This is a genomic window from Streptomyces sp. NRRL F-4489 (assembly GCF_001509485.1).
Lineage (GTDB): Bacteria > Actinomycetota > Actinomycetes > Streptomycetales > Streptomycetaceae > Streptomyces.
The window spans coordinates 41,002-57,905 of sequence record NZ_LLZI01000242.1; the positions used below are offsets into that span (position 1 = coordinate 41,002).

Here is a 16,904-nt window from a genome sequence, read left to right on the forward strand (position 1 = left end):
GTCCGTAAACCTACAGCGGACCGCTGACAGTCAGCCCACCTCCGTCCGGGCGCCCGGGGAGAGCCGGCCGTGGTCGGTGCCGCCGAGCTTGTCGATCATGGAGTCGTAGACCGGGCGGGCGTGGTCGGCCAGCAGGCTGTCGTGGATGTCCACGGCCCGGCGCGGGGCGACCGCGCGGACGTAGTCGATGATCTCGGCGATCTTGTTCCACGGCGCGTGGACGGGCAGGAGGAGGGTGTCGACCGTACGGCCCTCCGGGACGGTCAGGGCGTCCCCGGGGTGGAAGACCGCGCCGCCGTCCAGCAGGAAGCCGACGTTGGTGATCCGCGGGATGTCCGGGTGGATCACCGCGTGCAGCTGGCCGTGCACCTCCACCTCGAAGCCGGCCGCGGTGAAGGTGTCGCCCTCGCCGACGGTGTGCACCCGGCCGGGGAAGGCCGCCGAGAGCTGGTCCGCGACGGCGGCCAGGGTCCAGATCTCGGCCCCGGGGCTCGCCTCCATACCGCGGCGCAGGCGGCCCTCGTCGAAGTGGTCCAGATGCTCGTGCGTCACCAGGATCGCGTCGGCGCCGACGGCGGCGTCCTCCTCGCTGAACGCCCCGGGATCGATGACCAGCGTCCGCCCGTCCTTCTCGATCCGGACGCAGGCGTGGGTCTTCTTGGTGAGTTCCATGGGGCCATCTTGCCGCGCGGGGCGGCGGGGCGGGCGGGCCTGTGGACAACCTCCGCGCGCCGTCACACCTCCGGGCTGGTCTCCTCCTGGATGACCTTCTGGGCCACCGCGAACGCGGTGTTGGCGGCCGGGACGCCGCAGTACACGGCGGTGTGCAGCAGGACTTCCTTGATCTCCGCGGGGGTGAGGCCGTTGCGGAGCGCGGCGCGGGTGTGCAGCACCAGCTCCTCGCGGTGGCCGCGGGCGACCAGCGCGGTCAGCGTGATGATGCTGCGGGTGCGGCGGTCCAGGCCGGGCCGGGTCCAGGTCTCGCCCCAGGCGTAGCGGGTGATGAAGTCGTGGAAGTCGGCCGTGAAGTCGTCGGTGGCGGCCTCGACGCGGTCCACGTGGGCGTCGCCCAGGACCTCGCGGCGCAGCTTGACGCCCTGCTCGTACGTGGCGCCGCGGACCTGCGCGGGCTGCGCCAGGCCGGACTCGATGGCGGCCGGGGCGTGGGTCGGCATCGGGGGCGCGATCTGCGGTTTGGGGGCGGCCGCGCCGATCGCCGGGGTGCCGGGGCCCGGCTTGTCGTCCCAGGCGGTGGAGAAGTGCCGGATCAGCAGCTCGGTGACGGCCGCCGGCTGCTCCACCGGGGCCAGGTGCGAGGTGCCCGGTATGAGCGCCAGACCGGCGTCGGGTATGCCGGCGACCAGGGCGCGGGCGTCGGTGGTGGGGGTGACCTGGTCCTCGGACCCGGCGACGACCAGGGTGGGCGTGCCCACCCGGCCGAGCGAGGACCGCACGTCGTAGGCGGCCAGCGCCTCGCAGGCGGCGATGTAGCAGCCGGGGTCGGTGGTCCGCACCATCTGGACGGCCCATTCGACGATGGCGGTCTGGGCACCGGCGAAACCGGGGGTGAACCAGTGCTCGGGCGCGGTGCGCGCGATCGGGTCGAGTCCGTTGGTGCGGATCACCACCCCGCGCTGGCGCCAGGCGTCGGCGGTGCCGTAGCGCGGGGAGGACGAGACCAGGGCGAGGGAGGTGACGCGGTACGGGCGGGTCAGCGCCAGCTGGGTGCCGATGGCGCCGCCGAGGTCACAGCCGGCGTAGCCGAAGCGCTCCACGCCCAGCGCGTCGAGGGTGGCGACCAGCCGGTCGGCGAGTTCGGCGACGGAGCTGGCGGCGTGCGCGGGCGATCCGCCGTGGCCGGGCAGGTCGAAGCGGATGACGCGCCACTGGCGGGTCAGCTCGGGGATCTGCCGGTCCCACATGTGCCAGGTTGTACCAAGTGCGGCACCCAAAACGAGGGCTGGGGCGTCGTCCGGCCCGTCAACGCGGTACTGCAGGGTGTGCATCGGTGTCTCACTCACGCCCTGCACGCTCTCACATCGCACAAATTCTCACGCGCTTGGGTGGGAACCCCGCGCAAACCGTCCCACGTTGTGACGGCTTGGCGAAGATCCTCCGTATACGGCTTGACGTGCGGCCTCTTGGGGGTGTCCTCGGCGGCTCGGAGGAGCGCCCCGGAGAGCCGCCGGACACGCCCGACCGCTGGAGTGAAGTTGCCGGACGCCCGCGTGAGAAAAGGGCGGCTCCGCGAGATCTCTGCATGTAGCGCACGCCGCGCGCGCTCACCCCGCCGCGCACCCGGTGCGGCGAAATGCAGGATCAAGGAGGACCTCACCATGGCCGACATTCAGGTGGCCACGCGTACGGAAACGGCCCCGGCCGCGCCGTCGATCACGGAACCGCCCTACGCCTCCCACTGGCACTTCGAAACACTGCTGGCCTGGGACCCGGCCACGGACCCCAACGCGCCGTTCAACCGCTCCCGGGTCCCGCTGATGCCCCGCGAGCAGAACGCCGCGCTGAAGGCGAACACCAACGCCCGGGCCGGTGAGGCGCGGATCGCCATCTGCTCATCGTTCGCCAAAACCTCCAAGAACCCCTCGCAGGGCTTCTACGACCACACCTTCTACGCCTTCGGCCACTGGCAGTACCTGGACACCCTGGTCTTCTGGGGCGGTTCCGCCGACGAGGGACTCGTCGTCGCGCCGGCCGCACCCGTGATCGACGCCGCGCACCGCAACGGCGTGAAGGTCTACGGGACGGTTTTCTTTCCCCAGAAGCGCTCCGGCGGCAAGAAGAAATGGCTGAAGGAGTTCGTCCAGAATTCCGGTGCGGCGTATCCGGTGGCGGACAAGCTGATCCAGGTCGCCCAGCACTACGGATTCGAGGGCTGGTTCATCAATCAGGAGACGGACGGCACCGAATGCGCCGACCAGACGATCGCCCGGGGCTTCCGGGATGTGCTCGCCTACGCGCGGGCCACCGGCACCGTCGAGTTCATGTGGTACGACAGCATGCTCCCCTCCGGCGAGATCGACTGGCAGGGAGAGCTGAACGACCAGAACAAAATGTTCCTCCAGGACGGCGGTGTCCGCGTATCGGATTCGATCTTCCTCGACTACCGGTGGAACGCGGGCAAGCTCACCAAGTCGGCGGAGAAGGCCACCGGCGAACTGAAACGCAGCCGCTATGACGTCTACGCGGGCGTGGAGATGTCGTGGACCAGCCCGCTCGACCCGGAGACGGCCTGCCCGCAGGGGAAGCAGCATCTGACGTCCGTGGCGCTTTTCGTGCCCGAGGACAAATCCATGCCGGAGAAGGAGAACGGAACGTACAAGACGATGGACCTGGCCGACTTCTACAAGAAAGAGGCGAACACCTGGGTCGGCGCGAAGGGGAATCCGTCGTCCACGCCGACCGAGGGCTGGCGGGGGATCGCCCGCTATGTGGCCGAATCCACCCCGGTGCGCCGTCTGCCGTTCGTGACCCATTTCAACACCGGGCACGGCACCGGCTATTTCCGGCGCGGGAAGAAGGTCCGCACCGGCGGGTGGAACAACCTGTCCCTCCAGGACGTCCTCCCGACGTACCGGTGGGTCGTCGAGCCCTCGGACGCCGGCGTCCAGCCGTCGCTGTCCTTCACCGACGCCTACGAGGGCGGCACCAGTCTGCGCCTGAGCGGCAAGCTGACCGCCAACAAGCCGGCCACGGTGCGGCTGTACCAGACCCGGCTGCCGCTCACCTCGGCCAGCAAGGTCACCGTGGCCCTGAAGACCCCGGCCGCCGGCGCCACGCACCTCCGGCTCGCCCTGGCCTTCACCGACACGCCCACCACGTTCACCACCATCGACCTCGGCAGCACCGCGTCGGCGGACTGGGAGACCAAGACGGTGAGCCTGGCCGGCTACGCCAACCGGACCGTCGTCCAGCTCGCGCTGCAGGTGTCCGCCACCGCGGCGGTCGACAGCTATGCGATCAACGTCGGTCAACTCGCCGTCCACGACGGGTCGTTCGGGACGCCCGGCGCCCCGGCGAACGTCCGCAACCTCGGCACCGTGCCGCTGGCCGACGGCCGCAAGGGCCTCCGCCTGGCGTGGACGCCCTCGGCCCCCGAACCGGAGGTGCACCACTACGAGGTGTACCGCCGCGGGCAGAACGCGACACCGGTCTACCTGGGCGGCACGCCCAACACCGTCTACTACGTCGACCGGCTCGACCAGCAGGGCGAGACGTCCACCGCCCTCGACGTCGTGGCGGTCGGCCCGGACGGTACGCGCTCGGCCGGCGCCCCGTTCGTCTTCAGCTGGTCCTGAGCGGCGCCGGAGGGCCGGGCGGCGGGTCCTGACCGCCGCCCCGCGCCGGGCGGCGGTGCCGGACGAGGAAGCCGGCGCTCAGGAGGACGGTCACGGTGCCCGCCGCCAGGAGGGCGCCGCGGGGGCCCAGGTGGTCGCCGCACAGGCCGACCAGGAAGGCACCGAGGGGGCCGCCGCCGTAGAAGGCGACGGTCTGGACGGCCAGGACCCTGCCGCGTACCTGCTCGGCGGCCTCGCGCTGGAGGCAGACCGCGGTCGTGGTGGTGAAGAACATCGACACGCAGCCGGTGGGCACCATCAGGGCGGCGAAGACCGGGTAGCTGGGGGCGAGGCCGGTGGCCAGGCTCGCCACGCCCGTACCGGCGGCGGCCAGGAGGGCGGTGGTGCCGCCGGGCCGGGGGTGGCGGCCGGCCAGCAGCGCCCCGAGCAGGCAGCCGGCGGTGATCAGGGTGGGGAGCAGTGCGAAGCCGGTGGGGCCGAGGTGGAACTCCCGGTACGCCATGAGGGTGTTGGTGACGGTGAACTGGACGCCGACCGCGCCGACGATCACGGAGGCCGCGATGGCGGCGGTCAGGTGGCGGTTGCCGCGCACCTCGCGCAGGCCGGTGCGCAGCCCGCCGGAGCGCGGCGGGGCCGCGGCGGCGCGGGCGGGGCGCGGCGGCCGGGGGGTGCGCAGCACGACGGCGGCGACGAAGAGGAACGTCACGGCGTCAGCGGCGAAGACCCAGCCGAGGTGGGCCCGGCCGGCGATCAGGCCGGCCAGGACCGGTCCGCCGATCTGCCCGAGGTTGAGCAGCGCGGAGTACAGGCCCAGGGCCCCGGCCAGTCCCCGTTCCCCCACCAGGTCGGTCAGGAAGCGCTGCCGGGCCGGGTTGTCGACGACCGTGACCAGGCCGGAGGCGAAGGTCAGGGCGTAGATATGCCAGGTGCGGGCGGTGCCCGCGAAGGCCAGGGCGGCCATGGCCAGGCTGAGGGCGGCCTGGGCGCTCTGGGTGGTCAGCAGCAGGGGGCGGCGCGGGAGGCGGTCGACGAGGGCGCCGCCGGTGCCGCTGAACAGCAGCAGCGGGGCGAACTGGAAGACGGCCAGCAGGCCGATGAGGGCGCCGTCCGCACCGGTGGTGGCCGCCAGCAGCCAGGAGAGCGCCATCTTGTACATGGCGTTGCCCGCGCTGGAGACCAGTTGGCCGATCGCCAGGTAGCGGAAGCCGCGGGCCCGCAGCGGCGCGAGCAGCGCGGGCGGGGGCTCGGTGGTGCGGTCGGTGGCGCTCATGGGCCGTGCGTTCTCCCTGTCTGCCGGTCGGCTCCGGGCGCGGTCCGGGCGCGGTCCGGGCGCGGTCCGGGCGCGGTCCGGGCGCGGTCCGGGCGCGGTCCGGGCGCGGTCCGGGCGCGGTCCGGGCGCGGGGCCGTGCCGCTGCCGCGGGCACGGCCCTATGACGCGCTCAGGGGCCGGTGGTCAGCCCGTTTCGTCGAGCCAGAGGCGGCGGATGACCCGGCGCCCGGTGAAGGTGCGCCGCCGGTGGAGCACGGTCCAGTTGTCCACCAGGAGGCATTCCCCCGGCGCGAGCGCGCCCACGGTGAGGGCGTGCGCGGCGGCGTCGGACACGGCCTGCTGCGCGCGGTCGACGGCCGCGGCGTCGCCGCCGGCCAGCATCCGGTCCTCGCGGTAGCGCAGCCGTCCGGTGCCGGGCGGGCCGGGCAGGGGCTCCCACACGGGGGTGTGGACCGCGCCGTCGGGGGTGAGGTAGGTGGCCTCGGCCGACAGCGCCTCGGTGTCGAGGAATTCGCTGGGCAGGAGTTCCAGCTCACCGCCGGCGTGCGCCTCCTGGACCGCGATGATCATCCAGTGCGGCGGCTCGGGCAGGAAGGTGGCGTCGGTGTGGAACCAGAAGTCGCCCTGCTGCGCGACGAGTTCGCCGTCGTCGCCGGGCATGCCCACGGTCACGTCCCGTACCACCGCCAGCCGGCGCCCGGTCAGCTCCTCGGCGGTGCGGAGCAGGTCAGCCCCGCGGCTCCGGAACCGCCAGGCGCGGGCCGGGGAGCCGTCCCCGGCGCCGGCCGGCCACAGGCGCACCGCGCCGGCCGGTGCCGCGCCGCTCACCGCGGGTACCCCAGCTTCAGGTAGTACATCGCGTCGGCGTCCGCGGGCACCTGGTCCAGGCCCAGCATCCGGGCGGCCCGGCTCTCCGCGACGGCCGGGGTCAGCCAGCCGACCAGGCCGAGCTGGTAGGCCGCCTGGAGCACCTCCTGGGCGAACTCCCCCACCTGGATGAGGAGGTTGAGGTAGGCGCGGGAGTGGCGGTAGAGCCACTGGTAGCGCTCCCACTGCACGGTGACGTAGAGGCTCACTCCGCCGCCGCCGATCCAGTTCTGCCCCTGGATGGTGGCGGCGATCTCCGCGTCGTCCGGGGCCAGTCCGGTCTCCAGCAGGGCGTGTTCGGCGAAGTCGTACTGGTACACCCCGCGCGGTACGCCCTCCACGCCCTGCACCACGACGTAGAGCTGGAGCCAGGTGTAGAAGGAGTTCAGCAGGTAGTACGGGTCGCCGCCGGCCTTGGAGTCCTCCGCCATGCGGACGTTGGCGGCGCTGTGGTACAGCAGCGCGCCCAGGTCGTCCAGGGTGACGGGCGTGGCGGCGAACTTGCGGGCGCTGCGCCGGGCGAGCATCGAGTCCAGGCTCTGGACGAACGGCTCCGCCGGTGCGGGCAGCGGGTGGACGGCCTTCGGCTCGACGCGGAAGCGCGGCGGGTAGGGCCGGTCGCTCTGGAAGCGGCTGATCTCCTCGCGGCGCAGGTCGGAGAGGGCGGGCAGCCGGTGGCCCTCCTCGACGGGCTCGGTGTAGGGCAGGTCCAGCTGCGAGTAGAGCGCGTAGGCGGCGCGCGACCAGCGGTGGTCCTCCCAGCGGAACATATCGCGGGTGCGCGGCGCCCCGGCGTCCTCCAGGAGTCCGGCGGCGAGCGCCTGGGCCAGTTCGTCCGGGTGGTATCCGGCGTCGGTGGCCTCGGTGGCGGGGCGCGGGTCGAGGAAGAAGTACAGCAGGTCCCAGGCGCGCGGGTGGAGGGCGCGCAGCCGCTCGCGGCGGGACAGGCCCAGGGCGCTGACCTGGCCGCCCTGCCGTTCGTGGGCGAAGAACAGCGGCGAGGTGACGAGCGTCCGCGGCAGCTCGGGAACGGCGCCCGGCTCGTCCACTGCCTGAGTGTCGGTGTCGTGCGTGGCCGGTGCGGTAGCGGTCATACGAGGGTCCCGAGGAAGAGAGGGATCATCCGTTCCCCATCGATTCCGAGGAGGTCGGCGATCTCGCGGTCGTGGAACTTCTGGTAGGTGTAGCCGCCGACTCCCAGTCGGTGGATGACGGTGCGGTAGGCCATGAGGGTGTGGCCGACGTCGATGAACAGGGCGCGGGCCGAACGGGCGTCGCGGTAGCGCCACATGGCGCGCTCGGCGAGGGAGCAGAAGACCAGCAGGCCGTAGGGCTCCTGGTGGAACTTGTCGAACAGGTCGAAGCTGGCGTGCCGGAAGGCGTCCCGGTGCTGCCCGGGGCGGACGAGGTCCAGGCGGTGGTGCTCGACGTTGTAGTGGTACACCCCGGGGGGCGCCACCGCGTCGTCGAACAGGACGAGGAACGCCTCGGTGGGGTGCCGGGCGCCGCCGGAGGGCACCGCCTTGCGCAGGAAGTCGCCCTGGACGGCGAAGGGGCGCCGGGTGCGTTCGCCGAAGCAGACGTCCATCAGCAGGCTCAGGCCCTCCCGGCCGCGGCGCTGCCCGGGTGTCATCGCCGCCAGCATCGCGTCGGCGGACTCGTCCGCGCCGACCTTCCGCAGCTCCACGCCGGTGTCGCAGGGGAGGGTCAGGGTGATCTCGGGGGGCTTGCTGACCGCGATGTACTCCGCCATCCGCGCGTCGTCCAGATCGAACGCGCCCTCCTGGTCCATCTGCAGGAAGGGGTAGTCGCGGGTGGACGCGTGGAAGCGGTACGCCTCCGCCCAGCCGTAGTCGCGCCACGCGGCGGCGGTGGGCGGCAACTGGTCGGCGGGCAGCAGGAGTTCCTCGGCGAGGACGATCTCCCAGAGGTCCTCGGCGAGCGGCGCCAGGGCTTCCTCGCCGCGCCAGAGCGCCAGGATCTCCTCGCGGGTACCGCCGGTGTCGGGCAGCACCGACAGCGCGAGGGCGACACGCGGGTCGCGCAGCATCAGCGGCGGGGTGGCCGAACTGGTCTCGGCCGCCATCACCCGCTCCCCGTCCAGGGTGACGGGGTGGATCAGCAGCTGCGGATGGGGGGCGTAGACGGGCGGGGTGTCTGGGGGTGCGGTGGCGGACATGGCGCGGTGGACCCTTTGCTTCCTCGGTGGGGACGGTGGGGACGTGCCGTGGCCCGCAACGGGGCCACGGCACGCCGGTGGGCCAGGATCAGATGGAGGCGCCGGAGTGGCTGTAGTGCTTCGGGTCGTTGCCGTTCTGGATCAGCGCCGGACGCACCGCGCTCTCCGGGGCGCGCTCGACCAGCGAGACACCGGAGTGGCTGTAGTGCTTGGGGTCGTTGCCGTTCTGGATCAGCGCCGGACGGACCGCGCTCTCCGGGGCACGCTCAACGAGGGTGTGGGTCATGGGAGTTCCTTTCGTCGACGGCGCACCACGGCGGTGCGCGCGGGGGATCGTCCCTTCGGGGACCACGGCGGACGGCGGGTCCGGCCGCCGTGCTGGAACGTCCCTCCGCTCGGGCGGAGGGAGTCTGGGGACGCGTGGGGGCGGCCGGTGCCGCTGACGGCAGGCGCCGCTGCGGGGCGGCAGGCCCGGCGGAAGGGTCGGGGGCGGCCCGGTGCCACGCGTGTGGGGGGCGGTACGCGCATCGCGTACCGTGCGGTCGGGGCGGAGCGCCAGGCATCGGGCCGGCGCCGTCACGCCCCCGCGGACGAGGTCAGGCGCGGTACCACACGCCGTAGACGATCCGGTGGTCGTGCTGCGGCAGTCCGCCGTGGCGGTGGCTGACGTCGCGGTCCCACATCTCGGCGGGCCGCCAACCCAGCACGGCCAGCGCGTCGTTGACCTCCTGCCGACCCGGCAGGTACCCCTCCTCGTAGACCAGGGGGACCTCGTCGCAGATCCAGCTCAGGGCCAGCGGGGCGGCCGGGCCGGCCAGCGCGGTGGCGTGCCGGAGCATCGCGGTGACACCGGCGGCGCTGCCGGCGAAGTGCAGGACGCCCAGCAGCAGTACCGCGTCGTACGGGGTGCCGGCCGGCAGGGTGAGGAGGTCCTGGCGGCGCAGGGCCAGCGCTCCCCCGCCGTGCGGGCGGCGGTCGGTGAGCAGCTCCGGGGCCAGGTCGGTGTCCACGCCCAGGACGTCGTGGCCCTGCTCGGCCAGCCACCGCGCGACATCGCCGCGGCCGCAACCGGCGTCCAGGATGCGGGAGTTGGCCGGGAGGTCGCGGGCCGGGGCGAGCACACGGTCCATATGCGCGTTGAAGGGGGCGGTCGTCGCAGGCATGGTGGCCAATCCTCGGCACGCCGATGGGTTCCGGCGGCCGACAGGTGAGGGGGGTCCAACCTCTACGGAGTCCGGCACCGCGGGCGGTGCCGATGCCTCAACTATGCAGAAGCGGAGGTCAGCCGTCCAAGACACATTGATCATCATGCACATGCCTGTTGGTTATGCCCCTGGCATGAGGCGCTCGCGGCGTCGCGCGGGCAGGGGAACGCAGGGCACGGCAGGCAGGGCGGCGGCCCGGCGGGGCGGGCTCAGTGCCGTACGGGCGAGGCGGTGCGGCGGCCCGGCAGGGGACGGCCCGCCGGGGACGGCTCAGAACCGTACGGTCGACACCGTGTAGACGACGGGGTGCCCCGGCTCGTCGTAGTTGACGACGATGCGCTGGGACGGCTGCGGGGCCGGGCGGTTGACCGTCGTGCCGCGCCAGGGCCAGTCGGGGTTGAAGTCCCAGCCGACCTTGGCGGCCTGCGCGGGCGGGATGGTGATCGCGCCGTTCTTCAGGGCGGCGGTGCTGGTGCCGACGGCCGCCAGATACTTGTCCAGGCCCCAGTCGTTGGTGCGGAACTGCACGAACAGCGAGCTGGTCTCCCAGGAGTTGGTCTCGTAGTAGTAGACCGGCGTGGAGCCGAGCGGCACCGGGACGTTGTAGATCCGCTGCTGGAGCCGGGAGGGGAAGGCGTTGGTCAGGCCGGTGGCGGCGGCCTCGGCCTCCTTGTCCTCGCCGCTGTCGCGGCTCTGCTCGGCGGAGATGACGATGTAGCCGGCCGGGATGGTGATCAGCAGGAAGATCACCAGCGCCATCAGGAACGGCCGGCGGGTGCGCGGGCGGGGCGGCGGGCCCGGGTGCTCGTCGCTCACGGTCTGCGGTTCGGGTTCGGTCATCGGCGGCCGGCCCGTTCGTAGCGTTCGTAGCGCTCGACCCGGCGGCGGTTGGCGCGCCGGAAGCGGCGGGCCACCAGGCGGGCGAGGTCGGCGGCGCCGACCATCCCGGCCTCGGGGCCGAGCTGCGCCTTGGCGATGGTGGCCTCGGGGCGGTAGCCGCGGCCGGTGAGGTGGCGCCGGAAGGCGTCCCGGGCCGGGCCGATCAGCAGGTCGTCGGCGGCGCTGACCCCGCCGCCGATGACGAAGCAGGACGGGTCCAGGGCGGCGGCGAGGTTGGCGATGCCGACGCCCAGCCACTGGCCGATGTCCTGGAGGAGCTCGACGCACATCGCGTCGCCCTCCCGGGCCAGTTCGGTGATCAGCGGGCCGGTGATGTCGCCGATCCGCCCGCCGACCCGCTCGATGATGTTGTACGCGACCGGGGAGTCGGCGGCGGCCAGTTCGCGGGCCTCGCGGACCAGGGCGTTGCCGGAGCTGTACTGCTCCCAGCAGCCGCGGTTGCCGCACGGGCAGCGGTGGCCGCCGGGGACGACCTGCATATGGCCGAATTCGCCGGCCACCCCGTACTTGCCGCGCTTGACGGCGCCGTCCTCCAGGATCGCGCCGCCGATGCCGGTCCCCAGGGTGATCATCACCAGGTGGTCCTGGCCGCGGCCGGCGCCGAACCGCCACTCCGCCCAGGCGGCGGTGTTGGCGTCGTTGTCGACCATGACCGGGACCGCGAGGCGTTCGGCGAGGCGGTCCCGCAGCGGCTCGTTGCGCCAGTTCAGATGCGGCGCGAAGAGCACCCGGGAGCGGTCGGCGTCGACCCAGCCGGCCGCGCCGATGCCCACCGCGTGGACGTCGTGCCGGTCGGAGAGGTCCAGGACCAGCTCGGTGATGGTGTCCTCGACGACCTTGGGGCTCTTGGACTTGTCCGGGGTCTCGGTGCGGACCTTCTCCAGGATGGTGCCGTCCGCGTCCACCACACCGGCCATGACCTTGGTGCCGCCGATGTCGATACCGACCGTGGGCACCCGGGGGGCGGTGAGGTGGGAGCGGCGCTCGCGGGCGCCGACGGTGCGCAGGACGGTGGCGCGGGCGGTCCCGCGGTGCGTCCGGTCGCGGTACATGCTCATCGGCTCACCCCTCGGACCTGGTCGCGGGTACGGCTGCCGGGGCGGCGGCCGGGACAGCCGTACCGGCTGCCGTCACGGTCTTCGCGGCTGCGTGCGCGCAAGAGTCGTCTCGTCCCTGCGGGTCTCGGGGAGGCCGGGGGCCTCGGCGGATGGTCCGGTGCGATTGTGCATCACCCGCGCCGTCCGGCGCACCGCGGTGCCGGGCGGCACGCCCCCCACCGGCGCGGAGCCGGCGGAGGGCGCGGCGGGGTTCACCCGGGCCGGTGACCTCCGGGGAACTCCCCGGGGGCCGTCCGGGCCAGTTCGTGGCTGAGCTGTTCCAGCTCGCTGCCGCCCGCCATTTGACGGGTCAGCTCCTCCAGCTCGATCTCGGCCTTGAGGTGGCTGCCGGCCATCGTGCCCCGCTTGAGCAGGACGAAGCGGTCGCCGACGAGGTAGGCGTGGTGCGGGTTGTGGGTGATCAACACCACGCCGAGGCCGGCGTCCCGGGCGGCCGCGACGTACTTCAGGACGACGCCGGACTGCTTGACGCCGAGCGCCGCGGTCGGCTCGTCCAGGACGAGGACCTTGGCGCCGAAGTACACCGCGCGGGCGATCGCGACGCACTGCCGCTCGCCGCCGGAGAGGGTGCCGATCGGCTGGTCTACGTCGCGCAGGTCGATGCCCATCCGCAGCAGCTCGGCGCGGGTGGTCTCGCGCATGGTGCGCACATCGAGCCGTTTGAACGGGCCGGCACCGGTGGTGGGCTCGGAACCGAGGAAGAAGTTCCGCCACACCGGCATCAGCGGCACCACGGCGAGGTCCTGGTAGACGGTGGCGATCCCGCGGTCCAGGGCCTCGCGCGGGGAGCCGAGCCGGGTCTCCTCGCCCTCGATCCGGAAGCTGCCGGCGTCGTGCTGGTGCAGCCCCGCGATGATCTTGATGAGGGTGGACTTGCCGGCGCCGTTGTCGCCGAGGACGCAGGTGATCTCCCCGGCGTGCACCTCCAGGGACACCCCGGTGAGCGCCTTGACGTTGCCGTAGAACTTGCTGACGCCGTCGAGGGCGACGAGCGCGGTCATGACGTCTCCTCCGCCCGCTTGCGGACCCAGGCGTTCAGCAGGGTGGCGAGCAGCAGCATCGCGCCGAGGAAGAACTTGTACCAGTCCGGGTTCCACTGCGCGTAGACGATGCCCTTGCTGGCCATGCCGAACAGCAGCGCGCCGACCGCGGCGCCGATCGCCGAGCCGAAGCCGCCGGTCATCAGGCAGCCGCCGACCGCCGCCGCGATGATGTACAGGAACTCGTTGCCCACCCCGTCGCCGGACTGGATCGCGTCGTACGAGAACAGCAGGTGCTGGCCGGAGATCCAGGCGGCGAACGCGACGCCGAGGTACAGGCCGATCTTGGTGCGGACGACCGGGACGCCGACCGCGCGGGCCGCGTCGGCGTTGCCGCCCACCGCGAAGATCCAGTTGCCGGCCCGGGTCCGCAGCAGGATCCAGGTGGCCACCGCGACCAGCGCCAGCCACCACAGGATGGTGATCTGGATGTCCACACCGCCCACGGTCAGGTGGGAGGCGAAGACCGCGCGGGCCGAGCCGAAGCCCTCCATGTCGGCGATGGACTTGGTCGAGACGGTGCCGCTGATCAGCTTGGTGAAGCCGAGGTTCAGGCCGGTCAGCATGAAGAAGGTGCCCAGCGTGATGATGAAGCTGGGCAGCTTCGTCCGGGTCAGCAGCAGCCCGTTCAGCGCGCCGAAACCCAGCGTGACCAGCAGGGACACCCCGACGCCGACCCAGGTGTTGGCGGTCATCTGGTAGCTGACCATCGACGAGACCAGCGCCGAGCTGACCACCATCACGCCGGCCGAGAGGTCGAACTCCCCGCCGATCATCAGCAGCGCCACCGGGACGGCCATGATGCCGATCGTCGAGGACGCGTACAGGACCGTGGAGAGGCTGGCCGGCCGCAGGAACGGTTCGGCGACCACGGAGAAGAAGACGAACACCGCCAGCGCGCCGACCACCGAGCCCAGCTCGGGGCGGCCCATCAGGCGGCGGGCCAGGGAGCGCCGTACCAGCCGCTCGTCGCCCGCGCTCCCGGTGGGCGCGGGGCGCGCGGGGGCGCCGGCCGCGCTCATCGGGTCCCCCGCTGCGTGTACTGCTGGAGCGCCGCGGCGTCGTCCTTGGTGATGATCTGCGGTCCGGTGAGGACCGGGCGGCCGCCGCCGAGCACATCGGCGTTGTACTTGTACAGCCACAGCAGATCGACGGCCTGGTAGCCCTGGAGGTAGGGCTGCTGGTCGACCGCGAAGCCCAGCGAACCGTCCTTGAGGCCGCCGGCGACCTGCGCGTTCAGGTCGAAGGTGTCCACCTCGGCCTTGCTGCCGGCCTGCTCCCGGGCCTTGACGGCGGTCGGGGCGAACGGCGCGCCGAGGGTGACCACCGCGTCGATGTCCGGTTCGGCCTGGAGCTTGGACTCGATGGACGCCTGCACGTCCGGCATGTTGGTGCCGTCCACGTACAGCTTCTCCATCGTGCCCTTGAAGGTCTTGGCGGCCCCGTCGCAGCGCTGCTCGTGGCCGACGTTGCCCTGCTCGTGCAGCACGCACAGGGCCTTCTTCTTCCCGCGCTTGGTCAGCTCCTCGCCGACCGCCTCGCCGGCCACGCTCTCGTCCTGGCCGACGTGCGTGAGCGCGCCGAACGCCTTGGACTCCTCGGCGCCGGAGTTCACCGTGATCACCGGTATCCCGGCCCGCTCGGCCTTCCGCACCACGTCCTTCATCGCGTCCGGCTTGGCCAGCGAGACGATCAGCCCGTCGACCTTCTGGTCGATATAGGACTGCACCAGCTGGCTCTGCCGCTGGGCCTCCTTGTCATGCGCGTAGACGAAGTTGATGTTGTCCTTGACGGCGGCCTGCTGGGCGCCCTTCTGGACGATGTCCCAGAACGTGTCGCCGTCCCCGGAGTGCGTGACCATCGCGACGGTCCACCGGGGGGTGTGCACGGCGGCCCGGCCGCCGGCGGTCTGCGCGGCGCGCTCCTCCTCGGCGCGCTTGCCCCCGGTGCTGCTGCACCCCGCCAGGGAGGCGCCGAGCACCGCCGCCGCCAGCGCGGCGCCCACGACGCGTCCTCTTCTTCGAACCCTTGCCACGAGGACTTGCCTTTCCCGCTCTTGTCGCTGTCCCGGGTCTGTCTGCTGTCGCCGCGGTGCCGGCGGGCCGGACCGGGCAACCGACCAAGTATCGGTTACCGGCGTTCTGTACCGATTCATGGGGTCCCGGCCCCGGTGGAGAGGTGCCGGGTGGTAAGGGTGCGCGCGCCCGGGGTCCGGATCGCTCCGGGCCGGGCCGTGCCGACGCAGCTCATGGTGGACCGCCTTCGCTCCCCCGCCGCCGGATTGCGGCTGGAGGAGATCCAACGGCGCGCGCGGGGCGGCGTCAAGGGTTTGTCCGAACATTCTGTCCGGGGGCCGTCCGTCCCGGGCCCGTCCGCGGCGGACCGGTCAGGGCCGGACCAGGAGCTGGAACTCGAAGGCGTAGCGGGACGCGCGGTAGACGTGCGAGCCGAACTCCACCGCGCGGCCGGTGTCGTCGAAGGTGGTGCGCCGCATGGTGAGCAGCGGGGCACCCTCGGCCTCGTCGAGCCGGGCGGCCTCCTCGGCGGTGGCGGCGCGGGCGCCGATCGCCTGGCGGGCGCTGTGCAGGGTGATCCCGGCGGCCCGCATCAGGCGGTACAGGCCGGTCTCCTCCAGGGCGGCGGTCTCCAGCGGCAGCAGGCCGGCCGGGAGGTGGTTGCGGAGGTGGGCGACCGGTTCGCCGTGGGCGAGCCGGAGCCGTTCGACCAGGACGACCTCATCGCCCTCGGCGACCCCGAGCGCGGCGGCGACCTCGGCGTCCGCCTCGGTGGTGGTGTGCAGCAGGACCCGGGTGGCGGGCTTCTGGCCGGCCGCCTCCAGGTCGTCGTAGAGGCTGCTGAGCTCCAGCGGGCGCTTGACCTGGCTGTGCACGACCTGGGTGCCGATGCCCCGGCGGCGGACCAGCAGCCCCTTGTCGACCAGCGACTGGATCGCCTGGCGGACCGTGGGCCGGGACAGGCCGAGCCGGCCGGCCAGTTCGATCTCGTTGCCGAGCAGGCTGCCGGGGGCCAGCCGGCCGTTCTCGATGGCGGCCTCCAGCTGCTGGGACAGCTGGAAGTACAGCGGAACCGGACTGCTCCGGTCCACGCTGAACTGGACGGGGCCCTGGGCGCCCGCGGTCGGTGTCTCGCGTTTCCCCACGGGCGCGAGCGTATCCGCCCGCACAGATGACGGGAAGTCCGGAGGTCACATTGTCCGGACAAGGGGGGTTACGGCCGGGGGCCGGGCGCTTACGGGGCTGCCGCCTCTCGCTACCAGGGCAGCGGGCGGCCGTCGCGGAAGAAGCCGCCGGTGGGGCCGTCGTCCGGGAGCGTCGCCGCCCAGCGGACGCTCGCCGCGCCCTCGGCGACCGGCCGGCCGCCCGGGCCGCCCAGGTCGGTGGCCACCCAGCCCGGGCAGACCGCGTTGACCAGTACGCCGTCGGCCCGCAGCTCGGCGGCGAGCATCCGGGTCAGCGCGTTGAGGGCGGCCTTGGAGGCGGAGTACGCGGGGGTGCCGCCGCCCATGTTCGTCAGCGAACCGCCCTCGCTGGAGACGTTGACGAGCCGGGGGTGGGCGGAGGCGCGCAGCAGCGGCGCGAAGGCGAGGGCCGTCCGCCACGGCCCGTAGAGGTTGGTCTCGGCCGCCTCCCGCACCACGGCCAGGTCGGCGGTGACGGCCCGCTGCCAGGTGTCGTACGTCCCGCCCGCGTTGTTGACCAGCACGTCCAGCCGGCCGAAGGCGTCGGCGACCCGGGCCGCGGCGCGGGCGACGCTGCCGTCGTCGGTGACGTCCAGCACGAGCGGCCGGATATCCGCGGTGCCGGGCCCGGCCGCGTCCCGCAACTCCGCGGCCACCCGCCGGGCGGCCTCCTCGGACCGCCCGGTGAGCAGCACCGTGTGGCCGAGCGCGGCGAGCTGGCGGCACAGCTCCCGGCCGATGCCCCGGGTGGCACCGGTGACGAGGGAGAGGGGGGCGGAGAGGTCGTCGGTGGAGGGGGCTGTCTCTTATACA

15 protein-coding genes and 1 pseudogene are annotated in these 16,904 nt (G+C 72.9%); 1 reads left to right on the top strand and 15 read right to left on the bottom strand.

Annotation, left to right across the window (positions count from 1 at the left end; genetic code table 11):
* Nucleotides 1–30: 30 nt before the first annotated feature.
* Together ADL22_RS23005 and pcaC are read right to left on the bottom strand one after the other, a co-directional pair.
* A complete protein-coding gene (locus tag ADL22_RS23005) occupies nucleotides 31–672 on the bottom strand; it encodes an MBL fold metallo-hydrolase (protein WP_066982950.1) in 642 nt (213 codons plus the stop codon).
* A 62-nt stretch (nucleotides 673–734) separates the two neighbouring features.
* A complete protein-coding gene (pcaC, locus tag ADL22_RS23010) occupies nucleotides 735–2,006 on the bottom strand; it encodes a 4-carboxymuconolactone decarboxylase (protein WP_107116365.1) in 1,272 nt (423 codons plus the stop codon).
* Nucleotides 2,007–2,336: 330 nt separating this feature from the next.
* Here pcaC and ADL22_RS23015 point away from each other — a divergent pair, with 330 nt between their 5' ends.
* Entirely contained in the window at nucleotides 2,337–4,313 is a 1,977-nt protein-coding gene (locus ADL22_RS23015; RefSeq protein WP_066982953.1) for an endo-beta-N-acetylglucosaminidase, read from the top strand.
* Here the strand turns inward: ADL22_RS23015 and ADL22_RS23020 are convergent.
* The 13 genes and pseudogenes from ADL22_RS23020 to ADL22_RS23080 form a co-directional block, all read right to left on the bottom strand.
* On the bottom strand, nucleotides 4,300–5,583 hold the full coding sequence (locus tag ADL22_RS23020; RefSeq protein ID WP_066982956.1) for an MFS transporter: 1,284 nt from the start codon (nucleotides 5,581–5,583) through the stop codon (nucleotides 4,300–4,302). The genes ADL22_RS23015 and ADL22_RS23020 overlap by 14 nt on opposite strands.
* A 183-nt stretch (nucleotides 5,584–5,766) precedes the next feature.
* Nucleotides 5,767–6,411, bottom strand: coding sequence for a TauD/TfdA family dioxygenase (locus tag ADL22_RS23025; RefSeq protein ID WP_066982959.1), 645 nt, complete (start codon nucleotides 6,409–6,411; stop codon nucleotides 5,767–5,769).
* Complete coding sequence (locus ADL22_RS23030) at nucleotides 6,408–7,544, bottom strand: SagB/ThcOx family dehydrogenase (protein ID WP_079064354.1); 1,137 nt, start codon at nucleotides 7,542–7,544, stop codon at nucleotides 6,408–6,410. Before ADL22_RS23030 ends, ADL22_RS23025 begins: the two co-directional genes overlap by 4 nt.
* Nucleotides 7,541–8,629, bottom strand: coding sequence for a SagB/ThcOx family dehydrogenase (locus ADL22_RS23035; RefSeq protein ID WP_066982964.1), 1,089 nt, complete (start codon nucleotides 8,627–8,629; stop codon nucleotides 7,541–7,543). Before ADL22_RS23035 ends, ADL22_RS23030 begins: the two co-directional genes overlap by 4 nt.
* Nucleotides 8,630–8,717: 88 nt before the next feature.
* Nucleotides 8,718–8,915 (bottom strand): hypothetical protein, encoded by a 198-nt coding sequence (locus ADL22_RS23040; protein ID WP_066982967.1) that lies wholly within the window; start codon nucleotides 8,913–8,915, stop codon nucleotides 8,718–8,720.
* 310 nt (nucleotides 8,916–9,225) lie between these two features.
* Nucleotides 9,226–9,792, bottom strand: coding sequence for a class I SAM-dependent methyltransferase (locus tag ADL22_RS23045; RefSeq protein ID WP_066982969.1), 567 nt, complete (start codon nucleotides 9,790–9,792; stop codon nucleotides 9,226–9,228).
* 312 nt (nucleotides 9,793–10,104) lie between these two features.
* On the bottom strand, nucleotides 10,105–10,674 hold the full coding sequence (locus tag ADL22_RS23050) for a hypothetical protein (protein WP_066982972.1): 570 nt from the start codon (nucleotides 10,672–10,674) through the stop codon (nucleotides 10,105–10,107).
* A complete protein-coding gene (locus ADL22_RS23055) occupies nucleotides 10,671–11,792 on the bottom strand; it encodes an ROK family glucokinase (protein WP_066982975.1) in 1,122 nt (373 codons plus the stop codon). Before ADL22_RS23055 ends, ADL22_RS23050 begins: the two co-directional genes overlap by 4 nt.
* 251 nt (nucleotides 11,793–12,043) lie before the next feature.
* A complete protein-coding gene (locus tag ADL22_RS23060) occupies nucleotides 12,044–12,853 on the bottom strand; it encodes an ATP-binding cassette domain-containing protein (protein ID WP_066982977.1) in 810 nt (269 codons plus the stop codon).
* Nucleotides 12,850–13,914, bottom strand: coding sequence for an ABC transporter permease (locus ADL22_RS23065; RefSeq protein ID WP_066982981.1), 1,065 nt, complete (start codon nucleotides 13,912–13,914; stop codon nucleotides 12,850–12,852). Before ADL22_RS23065 ends, ADL22_RS23060 begins: the two co-directional genes overlap by 4 nt.
* Nucleotides 13,911–14,897 (bottom strand): sugar ABC transporter substrate-binding protein, encoded by a 987-nt coding sequence (locus ADL22_RS23070; protein WP_420711590.1) that lies wholly within the window; start codon nucleotides 14,895–14,897, stop codon nucleotides 13,911–13,913. The genes ADL22_RS23065 and ADL22_RS23070 overlap by 4 nt, the downstream gene beginning before the upstream one ends.
* A gap of 381 nt (nucleotides 14,898–15,278) precedes the next feature.
* On the bottom strand, nucleotides 15,279–15,998 hold the full coding sequence (locus ADL22_RS23075; protein WP_066983003.1) for a GntR family transcriptional regulator: 720 nt from the start codon (nucleotides 15,996–15,998) through the stop codon (nucleotides 15,279–15,281).
* A 164-nt stretch (nucleotides 15,999–16,162) separates the two neighbouring features.
* Nucleotides 16,163–16,870 (bottom strand): annotated as a pseudogene (locus tag ADL22_RS23080) (SDR family NAD(P)-dependent oxidoreductase); the annotation flags it as partial.
* Between the last annotated feature and the right edge of the window lie 34 nt (nucleotides 16,871–16,904).